Here is a 22,378-nt window from a genome sequence, read left to right as displayed (position 1 = left end):
GGCTTGGCTAGAATATCTGTTCACGCAGGATTCCCAGAAGATATTGCCCGTACGCATTCTTCTTAAGCGGGAGCGCCAGCGCCTCGACCTTAGACGCGTCGATCCAGCCGCTGCGATAGGCAATCTCCTCCGGGCAGGCGACCTTCAGGCCCTGCCGGTTTTCGATGGTCGCAATGTATTGGCTCGCCTCCAGCATGGATTCGTGCGTCCCGGTATCAAGCCAAGCATAGCCGCGCCCCATGGTCTGCACATCTAGCTGTCCAGCTTTCAGATAATGAACGTTGACATCGGTTATTTCCAACTCCCCGCGCGGCGAAGGGCGGATAGATTTCGCGACCTCGACGACACTTTCATCATAAAAATAAAGGCCGGTGACGGCATAATTGCTCTTCGGCAGCTTGGGCTTTTCCTCCAGGCTGATGGCCCGCCCCTTCTCATCGAACTCAACGACACCGTATCGATCTGGGTCCTGCACGTGATAGGCAAAAACGGTGGCTCCGGTTTCCTTGTCACTCGCCTCGTGAAGGAGCCGGGTAAAATCATGTCCGTAGAAGATATTGTCCCCCAGCACCAGGGCGGACGGGGCACCATCCAGGAATCCCTCGCCAATCAGGAACGCCTGTGCGAGACCATCCGGGCTCGGTTGAACCGCATAGCTGAGCTCGATCCCCCATTGACTGCCATCACCGAGCAATTGCTCGAAACGGGGCGTATCCTGCGGTGTCGAGATGATGAGGATCTCACGGATACCAGCCAGCATCAGGGTCGTCAGCGGGTAGTAGATCATCGGCTTGTCGTAGATCGGCAGGAGCTGCTTGCTGACTGCGAGCGTCACCGGATAAAGGCGCGTTCCCGACCCGCCTGCAAGTATGATGCCTTTGCGTGCTTTCTTCATGGATTCAGCGTCTCGTTTCCTTCGGTCCACATCTACCCGGCCCATCGATCATGACCCGAGCCGCTACAATATCTCTCGGTCGTCAATTCGCTGCGGGCCGCAACCTTGCTACAACGTCGCTGACACCCTCCTGCCATGCCGGCAGGGTAATTCCGAAGCGCTGCATAAGCTTTGCGCAATCCAGCCTTGAGTTGGCCGGACGCTTCGCGGGAGCCGGATATTCCGCGGTCCAAATGGGCTTGAGCGCTTCACGGGAAAGCGCAAGCTTGAAGTTTCCGGCCAACGCCTCGCGAAGGATATGCGCCGCATAACCATGCCACGACGTGCTGCCCTGTGCAGTCAAATGGTAAGATCCCGAGAAATCTTCTGGTGCTCCCGAACCAACCATGCGCTCTAGGACGGCGCGCGTGACATCAGCAATAAGAGCTGCCGATGTCGGCGCTCCCACCTGATCGGCAACGACATTCAGCGTGTCCCGCTCCTGCGCCAGCCGAAGGATGGTCTTCAGGAAATTGCTGCCGTGATGGCCATAGACCCAGCTCGTCCGCAGGATCACATGAGCGGCACCAGCGGCGCGCACGGCCTCCTCCCCCCGCCACTTGCTTTCGCCATAAACGGACTGCGGATTGATGGTATCCCCTTCCACATAAGGAGCTACTTTGGTGCCGTCGAACACATAGTCCGTCGAGTAATGCACAAGCAAGGCGCCATTGTCAGCCGCCCAGCGCGCCATGATCCCCGGCGCAGCGGCATTGACCGCCATCGCCTGCTCTGCGTCGCTTTCGGCGCGATCTACCGCCGTATAAGCAGCCGGATTGACGATGACATGCGGCTTATGTTCCTGAAGGGCCGCAAGGATACTTGCCTCACTGACAAGATCCATTTCAGCACGGGTTAGGGCCATCACATTACCCAAAGTCGCAAGCGAGCGCTGCAGCTCGAAACCCACCTGCCCGTTGGCGCCCGTGACCAGAATCCTGCTCACAGCTGCACCTCATATTGCCTATCGACCCATTCGCGATAGGCGCCACTCGTAACGTTGCCCACCCAGTCCTGGTTTCCGAGATACCACTCGATCGTCTTGCGAATGCCGGTCTCGAACGTCTCCTGCGGTTTCCAGCCGAGCTCGCGCTCGAGTTTGCGCGCATCGATCGCGTAACGACGATCGTGGCCGGGCCGATCCTTCACGAAGACGATCTGATCGCTGTAGCGGCCACCATCCGCCTTCGGCCGCAGCTCATCGAGGATCGCGCAGATGGTGTGGACGACATCGAGATTGGGCTTCTCGTTCCAGCCGCCGACATTATAGGTCTCGCCGACCCTACCGGCTTCCAGCACGCGCCGGATGGCACTGCAATGATCCCTGACATAAAGCCAGTCCCGGATTTGCTGGCCGTCGCCATAGATGGGAAGGCTTTTGCCCGAGAGAGCGTTCAGGATCACCAGCGGGATCAGCTTTTCGGGAAAATGGTACGGGCCGTAATTATTGCTGCAATTCGTCGTCAACACCGGCAGCCCATAGGTGTGGTGCCAGGCGCGAACCAGATGATCCGAGGCCGCCTTGCTGGCGGAATAGGGACTGTTCGGCTCATAGCGATTGAGCTCGTTGAACGGCGCATCGTCCTTGGACAACGTGCCATAGACCTCGTCGGTCGAAACGTGAAGAAAGCGAAAGCCCCGCTTCTCCTCGTCTGGCAAATCACTCCAGTAGCCGCGGACCGATTCCAGCAAATTGAAGGTGCCGACGATATTCGTCTGGATAAAATCGCCGGGTCCGTGAATGGATCGGTCGACATGACTTTCGGCTGCGAAATTAATGACCGCACGCGGCTTGTGAAGCGATAGTAAATCGCTCATCAGATCGCGGTCGCCGATATCGCCCCGCACGAACACGTGTCGATTGTCGCCCTTCAATCCTCTCAACGTCCCCAGATTGCCGGCGTAGGTCAGCTTGTCGAGATTGATGACCTTCTCGTCATGCCGATCAAGCCATTCAATGACGAAGTTTCCGCCAATAAACCCGGCCCCTCCGGAAACCAATATCGTCATTTAAAATCCATTTTCGCTTTAATTTATGATTAAATAGACATCGTGGTGCTTATGCCCCCGAGACATGCCACGGCTGAAAAATCGTCCTGCGACGAAAATAAAGCAGAACTCATCTAGACACTACACTCAATCTTCCCGCCGATAATTAGCTTAGGCGTAATCACGCTTCAACCCACTAAGCCAAAGAATACAACCCACGACCTCAATCGCTGATTGGCTTTCCAAAACAGGCCAGGATGGCCCTATCAATCTGCCGCCCATCGCAAGTAAAGATATTATCTCGGTTCCTTATTGTGGTCGATTATCCACGAAATACCATTGCTCCGGATGCTCCCGCACCATCGGCTCGATCACCGCGTTCAAGCGTTCTACGTCCTCAATATCCCACCCTTCGGTAGTGTCTCTTTCATGCAATCTAAACGGCTCCAGCACCCGCAACACAAAACGTGATCCATTTTCCCGCACCATGAACACCGGATATATTAGCGCATTCGTCTTCCGCGCCATGCGCGCGACGAGAGCATAATTGCCTTCAAGATGCGCCGGCTGCCCAAAGAAGGGTGCGCGAATGTATCCATTGAAGCCTTCATCACAAAAGATCAGCAAGTTGCCGCCGTTTTCCAGGATCCGAAGCGCCGGGCGCACGAAGCTGCGGCCGGGTTTCAGGATGCCGAGGCCGGCGCTCTTGCGCAGGCGATTGACGATGTAGTGGCGTGAGCGGCGTTTGGGCGGATCGTAGTTCATGGTGATCGCAAGCCCCATGTCGAGAAGGCAATGCCAGAGCACCTCCCAATTGCTGATATGCGGCGCGATGAAGATGACGGGGCCTTCGGAGCAGCGCTCGACCATTCCCTCCGTACCGATCTTGCGGGCATGGCGCCGCGCCAACCTCGGCACGACGGAGTATTCCGCCATCTGCCGGCCTTGCGAATCGGCATAGGCATCGAGAAGCCTCTTGAGCTCGTCATCGCCAAGCTCGGGTCTTATCATCTTCAGGTTCGCCGCGGCGCGCGCATAAGCTCCTTTGTGGGAACGCGGCGCGAGAATCCGCCCGAGCCAGCCGCCGAGGGCGGAGCAGGCTGCGGCGGGCAGAAGCATGAAGGCGAAATAGAAGAAGAGATCGATGGCGTTGTCGATATTTTCATAAAGCCAGTAGCACAGGAACGCCCCGCGCCGATCGCCGCCAGCCCGGAAATCCGCAACCGAAGGAGCCTTCGGCGGCTCATAGGTCCAGGCCTTGCGCTTGCTGGCGGCAGCTTTCCTACCCGTCCCGTCACCGCTCGTCATTCCTGCCGCCTATGCAGCGTAACGGGCATGCCGCCGCGCGGACGCAGCGTCAGGCGGCATTGCGGCTGGACACTATGGCCATCCTTCACACGCACACGAAAGCGTTGGGCGAGGATTGCCAGACAAAGGATTGCCTCGGTGAGGCCGAACTGCAAACCTGGACACACGCGAGGGCCTGCTGCGAAAGGAATGTAGCTGTAGGGGGTCGGGCGCGCTTCCCCCAGGAAGCGCTCGGGATGAAACCGATGCGGTTCGGGAAAAAGTGAATCCGTGCGATGCAGTATCCATGGCACGATTAGGACGAGCGCTGCCTTGCGCACCTTCACATGGCCGATCTCATCAGCTTCGGCGGCCTGTCGCGCCAAAATCGGTACCGGCGGATAGAGCCTCAACGTCTCCTCGATAACGGCCCGGCACCAGTCGAGCTTGGCAACGTCTTCAATCGACGGCACGCGGTCGCCGCAGACAGCCTCTATTTCCGCGTGAACCGCCGCCTCGACCCAGGGCGCGCCGGCGAGCAGATACCAGGCCCAGGTCAAGGTCGCCGCGGTGGTCTCGTGGCCTGCCATGAAGATTGTCGCCGCCTCGTTTCGCAGCGCCACGACATCGAGCTTCAGCTCGGGATTGCGCTGCTGGCGGCGGATCAAAAGCTCGACCATCGAGCTGTTATCCCCCTTGCCGGCCAGATGATCTTCGATCACCTGGTCGATGATGCGGTGAATGCGCTTGACCGACCGGCGCAAGCTCGGCGTCTTGATGATCGGCAACCCATCGTCGAAGCCGAGGAAATAGCCGAGATTGATGGAATCGACCAGGGACTGATAGCTTGCAAAGCCTTCGGTGACGGCATTGGCGCTTTCCTCGCCGAGATCATTGCCGAAGACGCTGCGGGAAATGATTTCGGCCGTCAGCCCTGCCATCTCGAACAAGGCGTTGACTTCCGCGCCCTCCCCGAGGCTTTGCCAACGGTCGGCGAGCTCGCTTGCCGTGGTCTGCATGATCGCGCCAAAGGCCGGCACGCGGTTCTTGTGCACGATGTCGGAAACCAGCGGCCGGCGTTGCTTCCAGGTCTCCTTGTCCGAAATGAACAGCCCGTCGCCCAGCAGATGTTCCAGCGCGCGGCGCATTTGCGGCGTCTTGCGCTCGAAATTCTCGTGCCGTTTGGCAACGACATAGCGGATGGCATCCGGCGAATTGACGATGATGAGCTGACGGCCGAGAAGCTTGAACTCCGCCACATGCTCCCGGTAATCCGCGCGGCGCCAGATCGACAGGAAATCGCTGCGCGCCTGCAGCATGAGCTTCAGCGGTTGGCCCGGCCTGCCGCTATAATAGGCGGCGTGCGCAGGCTCGAAATATCGTGACGAGTGATCGGCGTGTTCGACGATTTCGGTCTTCTGATCAAGCCAGGCCAGCATATCGGTGCAGAACTTTCGCGCCTTGCGGCCGGTGACGGTGTGATGGCGACCAGGCGTCACGACGCTTGGTCGCCATCACTATATTCATTTCACAACCATGGAAAAGCCCCGCTTCCGCGAACCGGGATCCCTTTTTCGACCTTGGATTCGAATACTGTTGCTTAGTTGCCTTCCAGCGCCAGCAGTTCGTCAAATGTCTGGCGCCTGCGGATCAATCGATGTGTCTCGTCGTCGACAAGGACCTCAGGTGCATAGAGGCGGCTGTTGTAGTTCGACGACATCGTCGCCCCATAGGCGCCGGCGCCGTGGAACACGAGATAATCGCCGACATGGGTTTCGGGCAGATCGCGCGTTTCGACCGTGCCGGAATCCGTCTGCGTGAAGACGTCGCCGGATTCGCAAAGGGGACCTGCGACGACGCTCGGGAAGATTGCGCCCGCGGCATTGCGAGGTGTCTTGCCCGGGATCACCGAAATGTGGTGATAGCTGCCATACATGGCCGGTCGGGCAAGATCGCTGAAACCGGCATCGACCAGCACGAAGCGGTTGCGGCCCATCATCTTAACGGCCCTCACCTCGGCAAGCAATACGCCGGAATCCGCGGTCAGGAAGCGTCCCGGCTCGATCTCCAGCCGGATCGGATGGCCGAAATGCGTTTCGATCTCGCGTCGTGCCGCATCCCAAAGCGAGAAATAATGAGCGGGATCGATCTCCTCCTCACCCTCTCTGTAGGGCACGGAAAGACCGCCGCCGGCCGAGATCGCCTCGATATCGACACCAAGCTCGCGACAGAAACCGACCATCGCGCCGCAGACGCGCTGCAGGTGCCCATAATCGACGCCGGAGCCGATATGCATATGCAGGCCGACCAGCGTCAGGGAATATTGCCGCGTCAGCGCCACGGCCTCCTGCAATTGCCCGAACCAGATGCCGTGCTTGCTGCTTTCGCCACCGGTATTGGTCTTCTTGCTATGGCCATGTCCAAAACCGGGATTGATGCGCAGCCAGACTCTATGGCCAGGCGAGCGTTCGCCGAGCTGATGCAGCATGTCGATGGAGCCGATATTCACCTCGACCTTGTCGGCAACGACGCGATCAAGGGTCGGTCGGTCGAAGACGTCGGCGGTGAAGACCAGCTCCGCCGCGCCCGACACGCTACCAGCGACGAAGCCGGCCCGCATCGCTCGCTCGATCTCGCCTAGCGAGACGGCATCGACCCGCACGCCCACCTTGCGCATTTCCCGCAAGATATGAATGTTCGAACAGGCTTTCTGTGCGTAGCGAACGACGTCGAAGGCGGAGAGTTGCGCAATACGGCGACGGATCGCAGCGGCATCGTAGATCCAGAGCGGCGTTCCATATTCGCCGGCAAGCGCGCTCAGTGTTTCATTGGAAGGAATAGTCATCTTGTCTCAATCGGTCAGGGCGGGAATAGATCAACGATGAATAATAGTATGGGCGGAGCGACAGTGCCACTCCACCCACCTTGCGATATAAAAGCACGGAGGCTGGCTAGCGCTTCGCTGCCGTGAGCGCCTGCTCGAGATCGGCAATGACGTCCTTTGCCGCGTGGAGCCCGACATTCAGGCGGATCGTGCGGTCGCTGACGCCGAAGCGCGCGAAGACATTGGTCTCTGGCGAGATGCTGAGCGCAGCTTTGGCCGGCACCACCAGGCTTTCCGGCCCACCCCAGCTCACGCCGATGCGGATGAGGCGCAGTGCGTCGACGAAATCGGCGATGTCGATGCGGTCGGAAACCTCGAAGGAAAACAGCCCTCCGAAGCCGCTGAAGGTGCACTTTCCGGGATGATCACCGAGTGCCGGATGCATGACATTGGTCACGTCCCCATGCGCCTGCAGCCAGGATGCCACTTCGAGGCCGGCTTCATGATGATGGCGCATTCGGAATGGCAGGGTCTCGAGATTGCGTAGGACAAGCCATGCCTCGAAAGGGGCGAGCTTCGCGCCCGTATAGGGGTAGATTTCGCTGTTGATGCGATCGATATGCGCCTTGGAGCCGACGACGAGGCCGGCCACGGTGTCGCTCTGCCCGCCGAGATATTTCGACGCGGCGTGAATGACGATATCGACACCCACGGAGAGCGGCTTCTGGTAGAGCGGCGTTGCCCAGGAGTTGTCAACCATCGTCACGACACCATGACGGCGTGCCGCCTCGGCGATGGCGGTCAGATCCTGCAGCTCGAAAACCATCGAGGTCGGGTTTTCGAGATAGGCAAGCTTGGCGCCGGGAAGCGCTGCGATCATCGCTTCCGTGTCCGTGCCATCGATATAGTCGACGACGATACCGAAGCGCTTCAGAACCTTTTCGAAGAAGCGGAAAGCGTCACTATAGACGTGCCGCACGGTGACGATGCGGTCGCCCGGCCCGACGAAAGCGAGGATCGCCGCCGCGATGGCGCCCATGCCGCTCGAAAAGGCGCGCGCTTCCTCCGCGCCTTCCATCTCGGCGATCCTGCGCTCCAGAAGCTGCACGGTCGGATTATCGCCCCGCGAGTAGATAGGCTTCTTCGAGCGGCCGGCAAAGACATCCTCCAGTTCCTTGTAGCTATCGAACAGGAAGAGAGATGTCTGGTAGATCGGCGGCACCGCCGCATCGAAGGGATCGTCGCGAGGCGGCATCAACGCATCCGGAATGGCGTGTCTGTAGGCATCGAATCTCGGGGTCTCGTTCATGACGTTCCTCATGGTTAGGGGTGAAGTGTCGATTGGCCGGCCAGATCGGGTGCATCCGCCGGCAGAATGGCGAGCCATTCCCGCCGAGCGACGGAAATGCCGAGGATGGCAGCGAGGATGGCAGCCACCGCGGGTGCCGCGGAGACGCCGCCAAAGCCCATCCACAGCGGCAGTAGCAGGAGAAGCGGGATCAGCAGATAGCCTTGCGGTGCGAGCCCAACCAGGGCGGACAGGCCAGCCCTGCCCCGCGATTGCAGCATCACCAGCAGCACGGATTGAAAGGCTGCCAGCGGGAAGACCGGAAAGAGTGCGCGCAGCCACGGCACCGCTTCGTTGACAACCTGCGGACTATCGGTGAACAGGCGCGCCATCGGCTCCGCCGCCAGGAACAGCAAGGCGGAATAAAGCAAAGCAACGGGTACGGTTACCGCAAGCATGAAGCGGATGACGGCCTTCAACCGCTGGGCATCGCCGGCACCAAAGGCGTGGCTGACGACGCTCTGTGCTCCAAGGCAAAACCCGAACAGAGGAAGCTGCCCCAAAGTCATCAGACGGATAGCGATCGCTGTCGCGGCCACACCCGTATCGCCGCCATGAACAGCGGCCTCCCGCATCAGGATGAGAAAGCCGAAGCCGGTCACAATGCTGGTCGCGGCGGCGGGAATGCCGATCCTCGCGATTGGCCGCAACAGGCGCCAGCGTATCAAGCCACCTGCTATGCTGACCGCTCCCCACTTGCGGACAAAGTAGACAAGATAGCAGGTAAGTGCCGCGATGGAGGAAATGACGGTCGCCAGCGCCGCGCCGGCTGCGCCGAGCTTGAAGAGGAAAATGAAAACGGGATCGAGGACGGCGTTCAGGGCGAAGCTGGCGATTAGTACGATCATCGAGAAGCGTGAATTGCCCTCGGCAATCGCGATGAAATCGCAGACTGCCTGCAAAAGCCCGAGCGTCATGCCGAAAGCGAGCAGCCGTCCGTAGTCCAGTCCCGGGGCAAGAAGATTATCGCCTGCGCCAAGTGCGCCGACGAAATCAGGTAGTCCGAGATAGATCAGTGTGGAGAGGACGATGCCGAGCGGAACCGTCGCCGCGAGCGCCGTTGCGGCAACCGAGGAAGCGGCTTTCAGATCGCCCTCGCCGAGATGGCGCGCCAAAAGTGTGGCAAGCCCGATGCCGAGCCCCTGACCTGCAGCGGCGACAAGCAGAAAGAGCGGCATGACCAGGCTGATGCCGGCCAGCACAACCGGCCCCAGGGCGCCGAGAAAGATCGCATTGATCGCATGATGGCCGGCGCTCGCGGCCAATCCCGCTACCGCCGGCAGTGCGACCGTCAGAACGAGCCGCATGATGCGCGGATCGTTCATGTCGACGGCTGCCTTCATCGCGCTGCATCTCGCGGCAGAGAACCCAGAACGGGCTGACCATCCTCGTCGGAAAGGCCGGTGAGATCCGGCGACAGCAGTCGGTCCATAAAGAAGCGCTCGCGCAGCAGCATGACCAAAAGCGCCTTCTTATGCGGAAACTGGATGTGCTTGACCTTGGCGAAACCTGAGCGATCGAGATTGCGGATCTGCTGGGCATGATGATGGATCGGCTCGCCGACGATGCGGCGGGTGCGCAGATCTGCCAGGAACATGTAGTGCATCAGCGATGGCAGCCAGGCGCTGACGAAGGCCTTTCCGCGGAAATCGTCTTCGCCGATCGCCACATGCCAGCCACGATCATAGCCATCGGCTTCGTAGTGCGGGCCGATCCGATCTTCTTTAGCCCAATAGAGTTCGAAATAGCCGAAGGGCACGCCGCCGAACGTTCCGATCAGCGGCAACGTCCGCGGATCGGCGAGGCGGCGGGCGATGAAATCACGATGATAGGAAAGATCGCCGCGGTCCTCCCATATGACGGCAACTCTGGGATCGTTCATCCAGCGATGAAAATGCTGGAGATCGGCGTCGATATCGGCGACATGGAAGCCAAGCTGCGTGTTCAGCCAGGGAATGAAGCGCTCGTAGGCGGGGCCAACGGGCTTCGGCGGCCTTTGCGGATGAAGGACATTGTTCGTCAGGACCGGCACTTCCGGATAGGCAGCGGGTACGCTTCCAATCCAGGATCTTGCCTGCTGAAAGAAGGATTCGGAGCGCACGATCAAGCGGTCGCCCCGACGCTCGATCGCGCCCGCTTCTACCAGGCGCTTCGCAACGCCGTCATCCGCAAGCTCGATCTCGAAGCAAACCACGTGCGGATTGCATGTGAGAATGGCTTCCGAGACGGCATTGACGATATCTTCGCCGAAAGCAGGCAAAGCGGCTGAAGATATGGTGTCAAAGACCAATTGGTTGGCGGCGGGGCCTGAGAGAAAGCCAGAGGCAACCTCAATGCCATTTTGCTCGACGCAAAAACTGCCCGATGCCCGCCCCTGCGACACGATGAGCGGCTGAACACAAGCGAGAGCATGGCTTACAAAACCTGACGCCGGCAAGCGCAAGTCAAACGATCCCTCCGCCGTCTTTTCACCCCTCAACGCTACGGAAGCATCCATCTTTTTCTCCCTATTTCGAGACCGCGCCCTGTGGAATCGGCAAGCCGTACAAAGCGTTCATTCCGCAGTGACGAACGACGTCAGGTGAAATTCAAAATATTTTCCGAAAATATTTTTTAAGATTCCTCTGAATTTCGCCCACGTCCGTTCGTCATGCAGCTACATTCAGGTAATTTCCGGAACATCGGATTTTATCGACATAGGAAAGTCAGCATAATCGGTCAGTTAAACTCAATGTCTATTTATAGACTTTGTTAAGTATACACTATTGTATTCTGTAACGCCGAATATGCATTTCGAAATATTGACGGAGAGCGGCGAAGAAATGACCATTCATGATCGGAACGCTAGAGTAGTGAATGACTCCGATTACGTCGCCAAATGCTCGCTATCACCGACGCAATCGCGCATCTGGCTCTTGTCGGAGACGGGTAACGAAGGCGTCTATGGACGGCAAATACTCGCCATCACCTTTCCTCCAGTCTCTCTTGCTGTGGCGCAACAAGCTCTTGCGATGCTTTCGCGCCAGCATCCCCTCATCACATCGGAATTCGAGGCGCGGGCGGGCGGCGCCGTTCAACAGATCCTGAGAAGTGATTGCACAGTCGACTTCATCGAGACGGAACTGGCGGCAGGTGACGATCCGAGCGCGGCGCTGACCACAGTCGCCACTACCGAACAGGCTCGATCGATTGACCTGACGAACGGCAATCCGGCGCGCTTCATTCTCGCCACGCAGAACGGCCAGGTCGTCGGCGCCGTGTTTTCCCTGCATGCCATCCTTGCCGATGCGGTGACGCTCGATTTGCTGGCAACGGATTTCCTTCGCAATATCGACAGCCGCCTGCCGGCAGACATTGCGGAAACCACGTTGGCCGACGCAGTGTCGTGGATGACCGGTAATGGCGCGCCGCGCAATCCGGCACCGGAGCTGGTCGACTTCTGGTTCCAGCGGCTGACTGCGCAAGAGAATATCGCATCGCTGCTGCCACAGACATCGGCGGGAAAAAACATCGTCGATGAGGCCTGGTTCGAGCATGTGCTTGAAGTGCCTGTACAGGCGGTCGCGGAAGGCTCCCGCAACCTTCTCGCCGCACTCGGGATCGCCCTTCGCCGGCATTCCGGCCACGGCACGCAAAGGATCGGCCTGGTCACTCGACGGGAAAAACAGACGATCGCGGCACGCAGCGAGGATGTGCTGATCCTGACGACGGAACTCAACGGCGCCATGACGCTGGGCGACGTCCGCACGGCATTCGCAAAGGAAATCGAGACCGCCGTCCGGCAATCCCTGCCCTTTGAGGCACTCGCCGATGCGCTGCTGCGCCGGGACGAGCTGTTCGACACGACCGGCCTCGTCAAGACGCTTCTCGATGTGCGGCCTCCCCTTCGCTTCATGGAAGCGATGCCCGATGGCGCAGCAATCCGCAGCCTCGTCGAACCCCAGGCACGCCGCGACGCCGAACTGGTCATCACCGTTTCCCCCATGTCCGATGACAGGCTTCGCATCGGCTTCGGTTTCGATCCGCAAAAGCATGACCGAAAGCAGATCCTCCGCTTTGCCGATGATCTTGCCGTCGCGCTCGCGCGGCTGAATACCAATCCCGGCGAGCAGATCAAACACGTTCCGTTCGCTTCGCCTGAAGAACTGGACCGGCTCTCCGCGCCTTATCCCGATGCGCCGGAAGCGGACGATGGCACGCCCATCCACGAGGTCATCTCCGCGCGGGCAAAACGACGGCCGAATGCTTTCGCCGTGGCCCAGGGCGAGAAATCGGTCACGCATGGCGAGCTCGAGGCAGCCGCCAATCGGTTGGCGCACCGCCTGATCGCATTGGGGGTCGGACCGGAAAAACGCGTCGCCATCGCACTCGAAAAGTCGATCGATGCCATCATCGCCATTTTGGCCGTTCTGAAGTCGGGCGGCGCATTCACGCCGGTCGAGCCCGATCACCCGGAAGCGCGCAATCGCCATATCCTGACGGCGCCGGGGCTCTCGCTGGTCATTTCCCGCGCTCGCCACATCGCAAACCTTCCAAGCGACATTGCAACACCCTTCCTCAATCTCGACGCCGCCGACCTTTCCTTAGAAAGCAGCGAAGCGCCTGCGACCGTGATCGCACCGCAGCAGCTTGCCTATGTGATCTACACCTCCGGCTCGACGGGCGTGCCGAAAGGCGTCGCGGTCGAGCACGGCCCGCTGGCGCATCATTGCAAGGCGACACTGCGCATCTACGAGATGAGCGAGGAGTCCTGCGAATATCCCGTCCTTCCCTTCACGTCCGACGGCGGCCATGAGCGCTGGATGGTGCCGCTGATGGCAGGCGGCGGCGTGGTGCTGACCCAAGACAAGCTTGCCACGCCCGAAGATGCCTTCACGATGATGAAGCGCCACGGCGTCAACAATGCCAGCCTGCCCACGAGCTATGTGCGTGGCCTTGCCGAATATGCCGGCGAGAACAGCAAAATACCGCGGCTGCGGCTCTACTCCTTCGGCGGCGAAGCCTTGTCGCAGGCGGTGTTCGACATGATCACCGAGAACCTGAAGGCGCAGCTGCTGATCAACGGCTATGGTCCGACCGAAACGATCATGACCCCGATGATCTGGAAGATCCCCGCGGGAACCCGCTTTGAGGGGACTGTCGCACCGATCGGCCGCGGTGTCGGTGATCGTCGCATCTATGTGCTCGATGCCGATCTGGCACCCGTTCCGGTCGGTGTAATCGGCGAGATCTATATCGGCGGCAGCGGTCTCGCGCGCGGCTATCTCGGCCAGCCGGAGCTGACGGCGGATCGCTTCATTCCGGATCCTTTCTCGCCCAACGGACGGCTCTATAAATCCGGCGATCTCGGCCGCTGGCGGGAAGACGGCATCGTCGAATTCGCCGGCCGTGTCGACCACCAGATCAAATTGCGCGGCTTCCGCATCGAGCCCGGCGAGATCGAGGCGGTGCTGCGGTCGGATCAACGCGTCGCCGAAGCCGTCGTGCTGTTGCACAATGAGGGAGGGCGCAGCTCGCTTGTCGCGTATGTCGTGCCCCGCGAAGGCGAAAGCCTTGGTGTCACCGAGCTGCGCCGCGCCGCCATGACGGCCCTGCCCGACTATATGGTGCCGCAGACCATCATGCTGATCGACAGACTGCCGATGGGACCGAACAGCAAGCTGGATCGCGCCGCCCTGCCGGCACCGCGCATCGAACGCGAGATGATCGAGCCGGCCAATGACAAGGAAAGAGCGATCCTCGCAGCGTGGAAGGAAGTCCTCGATATCGGCGATATCGGTGTCACGGAGAATTTCTTCGATATAGGTGGCCAATCACTGGCGGCTGTGCGCATCGTATCGCGTCTGAAGATGCGCCATCCCGTATGGCCGCTGTCGATCGCCGATATGTTCAACCATCCGACCGTGCGCGATCTGGCACTCGCGATCGATGGCAATCGCGACGAGGCCGGTGTCGACGTGGTCTACCTCCGTCGCAACGGCGACCGACCGGTGCTCTATTGCTTCCCCGGTCTCCTCGTCAGCACGCGCGAATATATGCGCCTGGTCGACTATCTCGGCCCGGAACAACCGGCAACCGGCTTCATCTGCTATTCGTTGACCGAAACCAAGACACTGAGCACCCGCGTCGAGGATATCACCGCACGCTATGCCGAGGCCGTGCGCAAAAAAGCCAAGGGTCGCCCCTGCGCCTTCCTCGGCTGGTCCTGGGGCGGACTGCTTGCCTATGAGGCTGCCCGTCAGCTCGGCAACGACATCGATCTGCGTATGATCGGCATGGTCGATGTTTGCGACATGGACGAGGAATTCACCGTCGGCATCATGCCACGCTTCGAAGATGGTATCCGGGACCGCACCCATGCCGCCGTTCAAGGCTGGTTGGCAACGACGCCGATGCGCGAGGATTGGAAGAGGCTTTTCGCCGCCATGAACGAGGAGGTCTACGAACAGTTCCTCCACCATGTCGTCAAGCATAACGTCAAGCTGCCGACGGACGGTCCGGACATCGGCTCGGAAGAGCACACGTTCTGGATCCTCATCGACAACGCGATGATCTTCCGAAACTACCGCCTTGAGCAATCCGATTTCCGCATCCACGCTTTCGCGGCCGAGGATTCCCTCACACGCGCCCTCAATGTCATCGACTGGCGGCGCTATTCGCAAAACGCCACCGCCTCGGAAATCGTCACCGGCACCAACCATCTGACGATCATCGGCAAGACGCCCTTCCACCAGCGTTTCGCGCGACGGCTCGATCACGCTTTTGCGCCGAGCTCCCTGTCCGCCGGCATCATCAAGTAACCCCTCTTTCGTCATCATATTCTGGAGCTGCATCATGACATCGCACGTGCTCGACCTCGCCGGGGCCGGAATTGGTCCGTTCAACCTCAGCCTTGCCGCCCAGCTCGACTCCCTCCCGGAACTCTCGGTCCGCTTCTTCGAGCGGCGCCCATCCTTTGCATGGCATCCGGGGATGATGCTGCCGGGCGCCGAAATGCAGACCTCCATCCTCAAGGATCTGGTAACCGCGACCAACCCGACGAGTCCCTGGAGCTTTCTCTCCTATCTTGTTGCCCATAAACGCTTTTATCAGTTTCTCAATGCAGAATATGAAGCCGTTCCGCGCAAGGAATTCGCCGATTATCTCGGATGGGTCGCGCGCGGGCTGACCTCGCTCCGCTTCGGCGCCAGCGTGCGTGAAGTCCATGCCAATGATGGCTTCTTCTCCGTCGCCACCGACGATGGCGCAATCGGCGCCCGCAATCTTTCCGTCGGTGTCGGCAAGGTTCCTGCGCGCCCGGCTTGGGCAGAGCAACTGCCGAAATCGATGACCTTCCATAGCAGCGAAGCGGCCCAACGCCTCGGCGATGTCAAGGCTCCGCGCGTTGCCGTTATCGGCGGCGGCCAGAGCGGCGCCGAGATCGTCGATGCCCTCCTGGATCTGAACGCCGTCTCGACCATTCACTGGATCAGCCGCCGACCGAATTTCGAGCCGCTCGATGCCACGCCCTTTACCAACGAGCTGTTCACGCCGGCCTATATGGAACGCTTCCACGGGCTACCCGAGGAGCTGCGGCTCACCCATACGCGCCGGCAGGTGCTGGCGAGCGACGGCGTTTCCGCCTCCACTTTGAAAAAGCTCTATCGCCGGTTCTATGAACGCAAGCTCGAAACCGCAGGTGCTCCGGATCACGGCATATCGCTGCGTCCTTTCCGCAACGTCATTGCGGCCGAGCAGGATGGCCCCGAAATCGCGTTGACCATGCGCAACGGCTTCGATGACAGCATCGAAACGCTGGCGGTCGACATGATCGTCCTTGCGACCGGCTATCGCTTTGTGCTTCCGGAATTCCTGCATTCGCTCGAAAATCGCATCGAACTGAGCTCCATCGGCGAGCCGGTGCTGGAAAGCGACTTCTCGTTGGCATGGGACGGCCCGCGCGAAAACCGCATCTTCGTTCTCAATGCCGGCCGCCATAGCCACGGCATTGCGGAACCGCAACTCAGCCTGACCGCGTGGCGCAGCGCTGTCATCGCCAACGCCCTGCTCGGCCGCCAGTATTTCAATATCGGCCAGCTCGATCCCATCGTTCAGTGGGAAACACAAGGACATTCGTCGGAAATCTCCTCGCATCTGGGACAGGCGGCTGAATAAAGTGGCCATCCTCCGAGAGGGAGAATGCGTCGTGCAGGTCGAGCTCCATAGCCTGCATCTGCGCGAGGGATTTGATGCCCCGGACTGGATATTGAGCGAACCGGAAAGACACCGTGCGGCGGCATTTCGATCGGCCGAAGCGCGGCGTCTTTTCGTTGCCGGGCGGTTCCTTTGTCGTCGCATCCTCGGCAGTCTGCTCGCGTGCGCGCCGCAGACGCTCTCTATTGCGATTACTCGGTCGGGCAGACCCTATCTGTCCGACTATCCCGATATCGACTTCAATATTTCGCATGCGCGCGATCGAGTGGTGCTCGCGATCTGTCGCGGCGGCCGCATCGGCATCGATATCGAGCGCTTCGATGCATTTTCGGAGAAGGAAGCCTACGAGATCCTGCCGATGATCCTTTCCGAACACGAGCTCGATCAAGTTCGGCAACTGGACGCGCGACATCGCCACGATGCTTTCCTCGCCTGCTGGGTTCAGAAGGAGGCTGCGCTGAAATGCCTTGGCCAGGGCTTTCTGGCCGACCCGCAAAGCGTGACACTCGCACCCGATGACACAACCTCTAGCATCGAATGCCAGGTATCTGGCGAACCGATTTTCATCCGTTCCGGCCAGACCGCCGGCGAAGAAAGCGGGGATTTTCAATGGGCTATCGCGACATCAAGGGTCGCGGCAGAGCCGCAATGGCAGCATCACATAAGCGGGATTTCCTTATAGACCCCATTGGAAAGTTTAAATAAAATCAGGCGGATAAGCCATCATCCGGGAGATGCTTCACTTTTCCGCTCCACTATCTTGACTCTCATTATCATGTTTTATAGGTTCCCTCTCAAAAAGAGGGGCACACAGAAATGCAACTTTGGATTTCAGCGAGAGCCCGACATGATTGCCAACCATTCGCAGTCGACTTCCAATGAGCAACTCCAAACAGCACTTCACGCCTACCCGAAGCTTCTCTCCGTCGCGCGCAGGATCACGGGTTCCATGACCGTGGCCGAGGATGTCGTGCAGGAGGTTCTCCTGCAGCTGGTCTCCAAGCCGCTCGGAGAAGACATAGCGGCGCCCACGTCCTATGTGATGCGGATGGTGCGCAATCTGGCGACCGATTATATGCGGCGCCTGCAATATGAACGCGGCCTGTTCGTCGAAGAAGAGGTCGGAGGCAATACCTCGGCCTATGGAAGCCCCGAGGAACATCTCCATGAGGCCGAGGCCTACAAGGCCTTTCGCTGCACGGTCGAAGCCATGCCCGCCAGAACCCGCAAGTTCTATGAGGAGCACTATTTCGACGACATTCCCCAGAACGTCATCGCCAAGGAGGCCGGTGTGTCCTGCGCCCTAGTTTGTGGCCTTTTGCGAGAGGCGCATTCGCGTTGCCTGGCCGCCATCTCGCTTGAAGCCGATCATGATTGTGCTGCCGGCAGCAACCACAGGCGAGGCCGATCCGCGCGGTTGCGGGAGATGCGAGCCTGATGGGCGTGCACCGCCATCTTCTGCAAACACCGCGCCGTCAACGGGAAAGGAAAAGTAGATGCAGGAAGCTGTCGAGATAACCGAATTCAAAGGCACGATCTGTCGTGACATCATGTCAGAGCTTACGGAGTGGTTCACCGATCCCAATGTCATCGATGCCTGCGCAGGCGCCGTGGAAACCCTGCCGATGTTCGGCTGCATTGAAGCAACCACCGTCGCCGGTTTCGTTTCGCTGCGCGCGCATCCGCCGGCCGCCATGGAGATCCTGGTGATTGCGACCCGGCGCCAATATCACCGCAGCGGCGTCGGCAAGCGATTGCTGGCGGCAGCCGAGACCTTCGCGCGTTCCTCCGACTGCAAGCTCTTGACGGTCAAGACGCTCGCGCCGCGTGGCAAAGACGAACCGCAATATGAAAAGACTCGCGCCTTTTATGACAGGAATGGCTTCATCCGCGCCGAAATATTCCCAACTCTCTGGGATGAGAGCGATCCATGTCTTTTCTTCGTCAAACCCTTGATTTCTATCAATTAGCCAAGCCGCTTCGGCGGCAATCAACATGTCAGGAAGCCGTGGCGCTTCAGCAGGAACGATAATGAAAGACGAAACGACCGCCCGAAACGATCAGCATCATGCGACGGTCTTCACGACGGAAGGCCTGCGTTTTGCGGTCGATAACAAAACCATCCTCCACCCGCTCGATATCAGCTTCAATGCCGGCGAGATTTCCGGTCTGATCGGCCACAACGGCTCCGGCAAATCCACGCTCATCAAGTTGCTGGCCCGGCAGATCCAGCCGACGGGCGGTCGGATTCTATTCGACGGCGTGGCAGTCAATTCCTATGACATGCGTGCTTTCGCGCGCGCCGTCGCCTATTTGCCGCAGGACACCACATCTGCTGCCGGCATGAAGGTCGAGGAGCTTGTCGCCTGCGGGCGCTATCCCTGGCACGGAGCGCTCGGTCGCTTCACCGATCTCGACCGCGAAAAGGTGGAGACGGCCATGAAGCTGACGCATGTCGATAAGCTTGCGGGGCGGATGGTCGATACGCTTTCCGGCGGCGAGCGCCAGCGCGTCTGGATCGCGATGCTGGTCGCCCAGGATAGCCGCTGCCTGTTGCTCGACGAGCCGACCTCGGCGCTCGATATCGCCCATCAGATGGAAATTCTTGGGCTTGTGCGGGAGCTCTGCCGGACGAACGACTTGAGCGTTATTCTCGTCCTGCACGACATCAACATCGCCGCGCATTTCTGCGACCATCTGCATGCGCTGAAGCAAGGGCGCCTGATTGCCGCAGGTCCCTCGCCGGACCTCATGAAGCCTGAGACACTGCATACGATCTACGGCGCCAACATGGGCGTCACGGCCCACCCCGTGCATGGAACGCCGCTTGCCTATGTCATCTGAACGCGGCTTCGAGACCCTGAAGTTATCCCGCCGCGCGCTACTTGCCGCCGCAGCACTTTGTGCCGTTCCGCAAGCGGGAATGGCGGCCGAAACGATATCCGGCCCGATCGTCTCCCTGGACTATGGCTTGGCCTCGACGCTGCTTGCGCTCGGCGTCACGCCGGCCGCCATCGCATCCCTTGCCGATTGGAATACCTGGGTCGTCGAACCGAAAATGCCTGATGGCGTCATCGATCTCGGCACCACCAGCGAGATCAATCTCGAGGTGCTGGCCAGCGTCAAGCCGGCGCTAATCCTGACGACACCCTATCTCGCTCCCCTGAAGCCGCGGCTGGAAGCGATTGCGCCGGTCATGGAACTGACGATCTATGCCGAAGGCGGCGAGGCGCTGCAGCGTTCCATCGCGGCGACACGGCTGCTTGCCGACACCATCGGCCGAAGGCCACAGGCAGACGATTTCCTTGCCCGGTCCGAGCAATTCTTCGACGATTGCGCAAACCGGGTGAAGAAGCTCAATCCTCCGCCGCTGGCGCTCATCAATTTCGTCGATCAGCGCCATGCCCGCATCTATTGCGGTGCCGGCCTCTATCAGAACATCATGACCAGGATCGGCCTGAAGAACGCATGGACTGGACCCGGCGACTATTGGGGCTTCGAGACGATCGGGCTGGAGCAATTGGCAACGCTCGACCAAAGCCTGCGACTGATCGCGTTCGAGCCTCTACTTCCGCCCAACGTGCTCGACAACCTGCAGGACAGTCCGTTGTGGACCAGCCTCCCCTTTGTGCGCGCCGGGCGCGTATCCGTGCTGCCGGGCACCTTGATGTTCGGCATGGTGCAGGAAGCGGGGCGCTTCGCCCGCATCCTGGTCGATCATCTGGAAAAATTTGCATGACCCGCATCGAAACGAACAATGTCTTCGGCGCTCCGGCTGTAGCGCTGATGCTGCTGGCGCTCGCCGGCCTCCTCTCCTGGCATCAGCTGGCGCCCGATTTTTCACGGCTGATGACGCCGGAAGCCGGTTACGATCCGCAGCGTCTGCTGCTGCTCTATTCGACGCTGCCGAGAATTGCGACGGCGTTGCTGGCCGGCGCCGCCCTTTCGCTGTCGGGGAGCCTGTTGCAGCAGGTGCTGCGCAACCCGTTGGCCTCTCCCTCGACGCTCGGCATTTCCGCCGGCGCCAACCTCGCGCTCGTCGCCGTCATGCTCGCCTTTCCCGCTCTGCAGGGCCTCAGTCGCGACGCGGTCGCCCTGTTCGGTAGTGCGGCAGCCGCGGCAATTGTTTTCCTCATCGGCGCAAGACGTGGCTTTTCGCCCTTGGCGCTCGTCCTTGCCGGATTGATCGTCGGCGTCTGGAGCGGCGCGCTGGCCGCCATTCTCGTTTTAATGAACGACCGCTACCTCTCCGGCCTCTTCATCTGGGGCGCCGGATCGCTGGCGCAGCAAAGCTGGACCATTCCGCTTTCTCTCCTTCCAAAAATCGCCATCCTCTCCACTGCCGCGCTGCTGATGGCGCGACCATTGTCGCTTATGGAGCTCGGCGACAGTGGCGCCAGCGGGCTTGGCCTGTCGGTGAAACGCACGCGCATCGCCGCCGTCTGCATTGCGATTGCGCTGGCCGCCATCGTCACCAGCGCGGTCGGTGTCATCGGCTTCATCGGTTTGATCGCGCCGCGCATAGCCCAGCTTGCCGGTGCCCGGCAGATGAAGAGCCAGCTTGTGTGGTCCCCCCTCATCGGGGCCGGCCTATTGTTTTTGACGGACGAAGCATTGGTGCTCCTTTCCGGAGCATCCTCGACCTTCCTTCCGACAGGCGCCATTACGGCCTTGCTCGGCGCACCGCTGCTGCTTCTGATGCTGCCCCGCCTGAAGGCGGTGCAGCGCAATGTTGCGAATCCGTCGCAGGATGCGAACCGCGCCATGCGAACACCGAAAATGCTGCTGGTTGCATCAATTCCGGCACTCGTCCTGCTGCTGGCGGGGGCGGTCTTCTTCGGGCGCGCACCCGATGGCGCATGGACTTTCCTGAGTTCTATGCATTGGCCCAACGTGCTGCCCTATCGGCTGCCGCGCATCGCCGGCGCTTTTGCCGCCGGCACGATGCTGGGGGTTGTCGGCGCGATCTTGCAGCGGTTGAGCGGCAATGAGATGGCAAGCCCGGAAGTACTGGGCATTTCCGCGGGCGCGACGCTGGGCGTCACCGCCGCGCTTTTTCTCCTGCCCGCTCCTGGTATTGTCGCGCAGCTCGGCTTCGGCGGTCTCGGCGCCTTTGCCGTTCTCGTCGCCATTTTCCTTTTCGGCATCCGCTCCGGCTTCGCGCCCGAGCGCGTGCTTTTGACGGGTATCGCGCTCGGAGCCATGCTGGATGCCTTCATCAGCGTGCTCGCCGCCAGCGGCGATCCGCGCGCAATGATCGTCATGCAATGGATGAGCGGATCAACCTATCTTATTGATACACCGAAGGCAATTGCCGCGACCACCGCTGCGGCGGCAGGCCTTGCGCTTGCCTTCCTCGCGCATCGCTGGCTCGATCTTTTGCCGCTCGGTTTACAAGCAGCACAAGCGATCGGCGTCCGTGTCAATATCGCCCGCGCCAGCCTCTTTGCGCTCGCAGCAACCATGACCGCCGCCGCCACCCTCATCCTCGGCCCCTTAAGCTTCATCGGCCTCATGGGTCCGCATCTGGCACGCGAACTCGGACTGCGCCGCGCCGCGCCCCAGCTCGCCGGCGCAGCACTGGCCGGCGGTGGCCTGATGGTGCTTGCCGACTGGGTCGGCAGGATGGTCGCGTTTCCCTATCAAATGCCCGCCGGCCTCGTCTCGGCATTGCTGGGTGCGCCGTTATTGCTGGCGTTGCTGATGAAGCGATCGAAATGATCGCTTCATTCTTTAAGCTCGAGCGAACCCACATATCTGTGGCAATAAAGTCGGAATGTCCGATCCGGCGCAAAGTTAAAAT

The 22,378-nt window shown here is 60.2% G+C and carries 17 protein-coding genes; 8 read left to right on the top strand and 9 right to left on the bottom strand.

The genetic code is table 11. From position 1 onward, the window contains the following. Window positions 1-7: 7 nt before the first annotated feature. The 9 genes from rfbA to CCGE531_RS22000 all read right to left on the bottom strand — a co-directional run bounded on the left by rfbA (window position 8) and on the right by CCGE531_RS22000 (window position 10,879). Window positions 8-895 carry a glucose-1-phosphate thymidylyltransferase RfbA gene (gene rfbA, locus CCGE531_RS22040; protein WP_120667778.1) on the bottom strand — a complete coding sequence of 296 codons (888 nt, stop codon included), beginning with the start codon at window positions 893-895 and terminating at the stop codon, window positions 8-10. Window positions 896-977: 82 nt separating this feature from the next. Continuing rightward, complete coding sequence (gene rfbD / locus CCGE531_RS22035; protein WP_120667776.1) at window positions 978-1,880, bottom strand: dTDP-4-dehydrorhamnose reductase; 903 nt, start codon at window positions 1,878-1,880, stop codon at window positions 978-980. Next, complete coding sequence (gene rfbB, locus CCGE531_RS22030; protein WP_120667774.1) at window positions 1,877-2,944, bottom strand: dTDP-glucose 4,6-dehydratase; 1,068 nt, start codon at window positions 2,942-2,944, stop codon at window positions 1,877-1,879. Before rfbB ends, rfbD begins: the two co-directional genes overlap by 4 nt. 288 nt (window positions 2,945-3,232) lie before the next feature. Continuing rightward, window positions 3,233-4,231: a lipid A biosynthesis lauroyl acyltransferase gene (locus tag CCGE531_RS22025; RefSeq protein WP_120667772.1), complete on the bottom strand. Its 999-nt coding sequence runs from the start codon at window positions 4,229-4,231 to the stop codon at window positions 3,233-3,235. Then, window positions 4,228-5,709, bottom strand: a complete 1,482-nt coding sequence (locus CCGE531_RS22020; protein ID WP_245459363.1) for a cytochrome P450 — start codon at window positions 5,707-5,709, stop codon at window positions 4,228-4,230. The genes CCGE531_RS22025 and CCGE531_RS22020 overlap by 4 nt, the downstream gene beginning before the upstream one ends. A 101-nt stretch (window positions 5,710-5,810) precedes the next feature. Next, window positions 5,811-7,055, bottom strand: coding sequence for a diaminopimelate decarboxylase (gene lysA / locus CCGE531_RS22015; RefSeq protein WP_120667770.1), 1,245 nt, complete (start codon window positions 7,053-7,055; stop codon window positions 5,811-5,813). A gap of 106 nt (window positions 7,056-7,161) precedes the next feature. After that, on the bottom strand, window positions 7,162-8,343 hold the full coding sequence (locus tag CCGE531_RS22010) for a PLP-dependent transferase (RefSeq protein ID WP_120667768.1): 1,182 nt from the start codon (window positions 8,341-8,343) through the stop codon (window positions 7,162-7,164). Window positions 8,344-8,357: 14 nt separating this feature from the next. Next, complete coding sequence (locus tag CCGE531_RS22005) at window positions 8,358-9,725, bottom strand: MATE family efflux transporter (RefSeq protein WP_120667766.1); 1,368 nt, start codon at window positions 9,723-9,725, stop codon at window positions 8,358-8,360. Further along, window positions 9,722-10,879, bottom strand: coding sequence for a GNAT family N-acetyltransferase (locus CCGE531_RS22000; protein ID WP_120667764.1), 1,158 nt, complete (start codon window positions 10,877-10,879; stop codon window positions 9,722-9,724). Before CCGE531_RS22000 ends, CCGE531_RS22005 begins: the two co-directional genes overlap by 4 nt. Window positions 10,880-11,234: 355 nt before the next feature. Here CCGE531_RS22000 and CCGE531_RS21995 point away from each other — a divergent pair, with 355 nt between their 5' ends. From CCGE531_RS21995 to fhuB, 8 genes are all read left to right on the top strand, one after another. Further along, the gene (locus CCGE531_RS21995; RefSeq protein ID WP_245459358.1) at window positions 11,235-15,182 is read left to right on the top strand and encodes an amino acid adenylation domain-containing protein; all 3,948 of its coding nucleotides are present in this window, start codon (window positions 11,235-11,237) and stop codon (window positions 15,180-15,182) included. A gap of 34 nt (window positions 15,183-15,216) precedes the next feature. Continuing rightward, window positions 15,217-16,536: a lysine N(6)-hydroxylase/L-ornithine N(5)-oxygenase family protein gene (locus tag CCGE531_RS21990; protein ID WP_120667762.1), complete on the top strand. Its 1,320-nt coding sequence runs from the start codon at window positions 15,217-15,219 to the stop codon at window positions 16,534-16,536. A 31-nt stretch (window positions 16,537-16,567) separates the two neighbouring features. Next, the gene (locus tag CCGE531_RS21985; RefSeq protein ID WP_245459356.1) at window positions 16,568-17,257 is read left to right on the top strand and encodes a 4'-phosphopantetheinyl transferase superfamily protein; all 690 of its coding nucleotides are present in this window, start codon (window positions 16,568-16,570) and stop codon (window positions 17,255-17,257) included. 165 nt (window positions 17,258-17,422) lie between these two features. Next, a complete protein-coding gene (locus CCGE531_RS21980; protein ID WP_120667758.1) occupies window positions 17,423-18,013 on the top strand; it encodes a sigma-70 family RNA polymerase sigma factor in 591 nt (196 codons plus the stop codon). A 58-nt stretch (window positions 18,014-18,071) separates the two neighbouring features. Further along, entirely contained in the window at window positions 18,072-18,545 is a 474-nt protein-coding gene (locus tag CCGE531_RS21975; protein ID WP_120667756.1) for a GNAT family N-acetyltransferase, read from the top strand. 61 nt (window positions 18,546-18,606) lie between these two features. Further along, complete coding sequence (locus CCGE531_RS21970; RefSeq protein ID WP_120667754.1) at window positions 18,607-19,419, top strand: ATP-binding cassette domain-containing protein; 813 nt, start codon at window positions 18,607-18,609, stop codon at window positions 19,417-19,419. Then, the gene (locus CCGE531_RS21965; protein WP_120667752.1) at window positions 19,409-20,314 is read left to right on the top strand and encodes an iron-siderophore ABC transporter substrate-binding protein; all 906 of its coding nucleotides are present in this window, start codon (window positions 19,409-19,411) and stop codon (window positions 20,312-20,314) included. Before CCGE531_RS21970 ends, CCGE531_RS21965 begins: the two co-directional genes overlap by 11 nt. After that, on the top strand, window positions 20,311-22,296 hold the full coding sequence (gene fhuB, locus CCGE531_RS21960) for a Fe(3+)-hydroxamate ABC transporter permease FhuB (RefSeq protein ID WP_120667751.1): 1,986 nt from the start codon (window positions 20,311-20,313) through the stop codon (window positions 22,294-22,296). Before CCGE531_RS21965 ends, fhuB begins: the two co-directional genes overlap by 4 nt. Window positions 22,297-22,378: the final 82 nt, after the last annotated feature.

Origin of the sequence: Rhizobium sp. CCGE531 (assembly GCF_003627795.1) — a bacterium.
Classification (GTDB): domain Bacteria; phylum Pseudomonadota; class Alphaproteobacteria; order Rhizobiales; family Rhizobiaceae; genus Rhizobium.
The sequence above is the reverse complement of the archived record's forward strand: the minus strand, read 5'-3'. Positions and strand labels throughout refer to the sequence as shown.

Coding starts and splice junctions, on each gene's coding strand:
- rfbA (WP_120667778.1), bottom strand. CDS start 895: ATGAAGAAAGCACGCAAAGGCATCATACTTGCAGGCGGGTCGGGAACG.
- rfbB (WP_120667774.1), bottom strand. CDS start 2,944: ATGACGATATTGGTTTCCGGAGGGGCCGGGTTTATTGGCGGAAACTTC.
- CCGE531_RS22025 (WP_120667772.1), bottom strand. CDS start 4,231: ATGACGAGCGGTGACGGGACGGGTAGGAAAGCTGCCGCCAGCAAGCGC.
- lysA (WP_120667770.1), bottom strand. CDS start 7,055: ATGACTATTCCTTCCAATGAAACACTGAGCGCGCTTGCCGGCGAATAT.
- CCGE531_RS22010 (WP_120667768.1), bottom strand. CDS start 8,343: ATGAACGAGACCCCGAGATTCGATGCCTACAGACACGCCATTCCGGAT.
- CCGE531_RS22005 (WP_120667766.1), bottom strand. CDS start 9,725: ATGAAGGCAGCCGTCGACATGAACGATCCGCGCATCATGCGGCTCGTT.
- CCGE531_RS22000 (WP_120667764.1), bottom strand. CDS start 10,879: ATGGATGCTTCCGTAGCGTTGAGGGGTGAAAAGACGGCGGAGGGATCG.
- CCGE531_RS21990 (WP_120667762.1), top strand. CDS start 15,217: ATGACATCGCACGTGCTCGACCTCGCCGGGGCCGGAATTGGTCCGTTC.
- CCGE531_RS21980 (WP_120667758.1), top strand. CDS start 17,423: ATGATTGCCAACCATTCGCAGTCGACTTCCAATGAGCAACTCCAAACA.
- CCGE531_RS21975 (WP_120667756.1), top strand. CDS start 18,072: ATGCAGGAAGCTGTCGAGATAACCGAATTCAAAGGCACGATCTGTCGT.
- CCGE531_RS21970 (WP_120667754.1), top strand. CDS start 18,607: ATGAAAGACGAAACGACCGCCCGAAACGATCAGCATCATGCGACGGTC.
- CCGE531_RS21965 (WP_120667752.1), top strand. CDS start 19,409: ATGTCATCTGAACGCGGCTTCGAGACCCTGAAGTTATCCCGCCGCGCG.
- fhuB (WP_120667751.1), top strand. CDS start 20,311: ATGACCCGCATCGAAACGAACAATGTCTTCGGCGCTCCGGCTGTAGCG.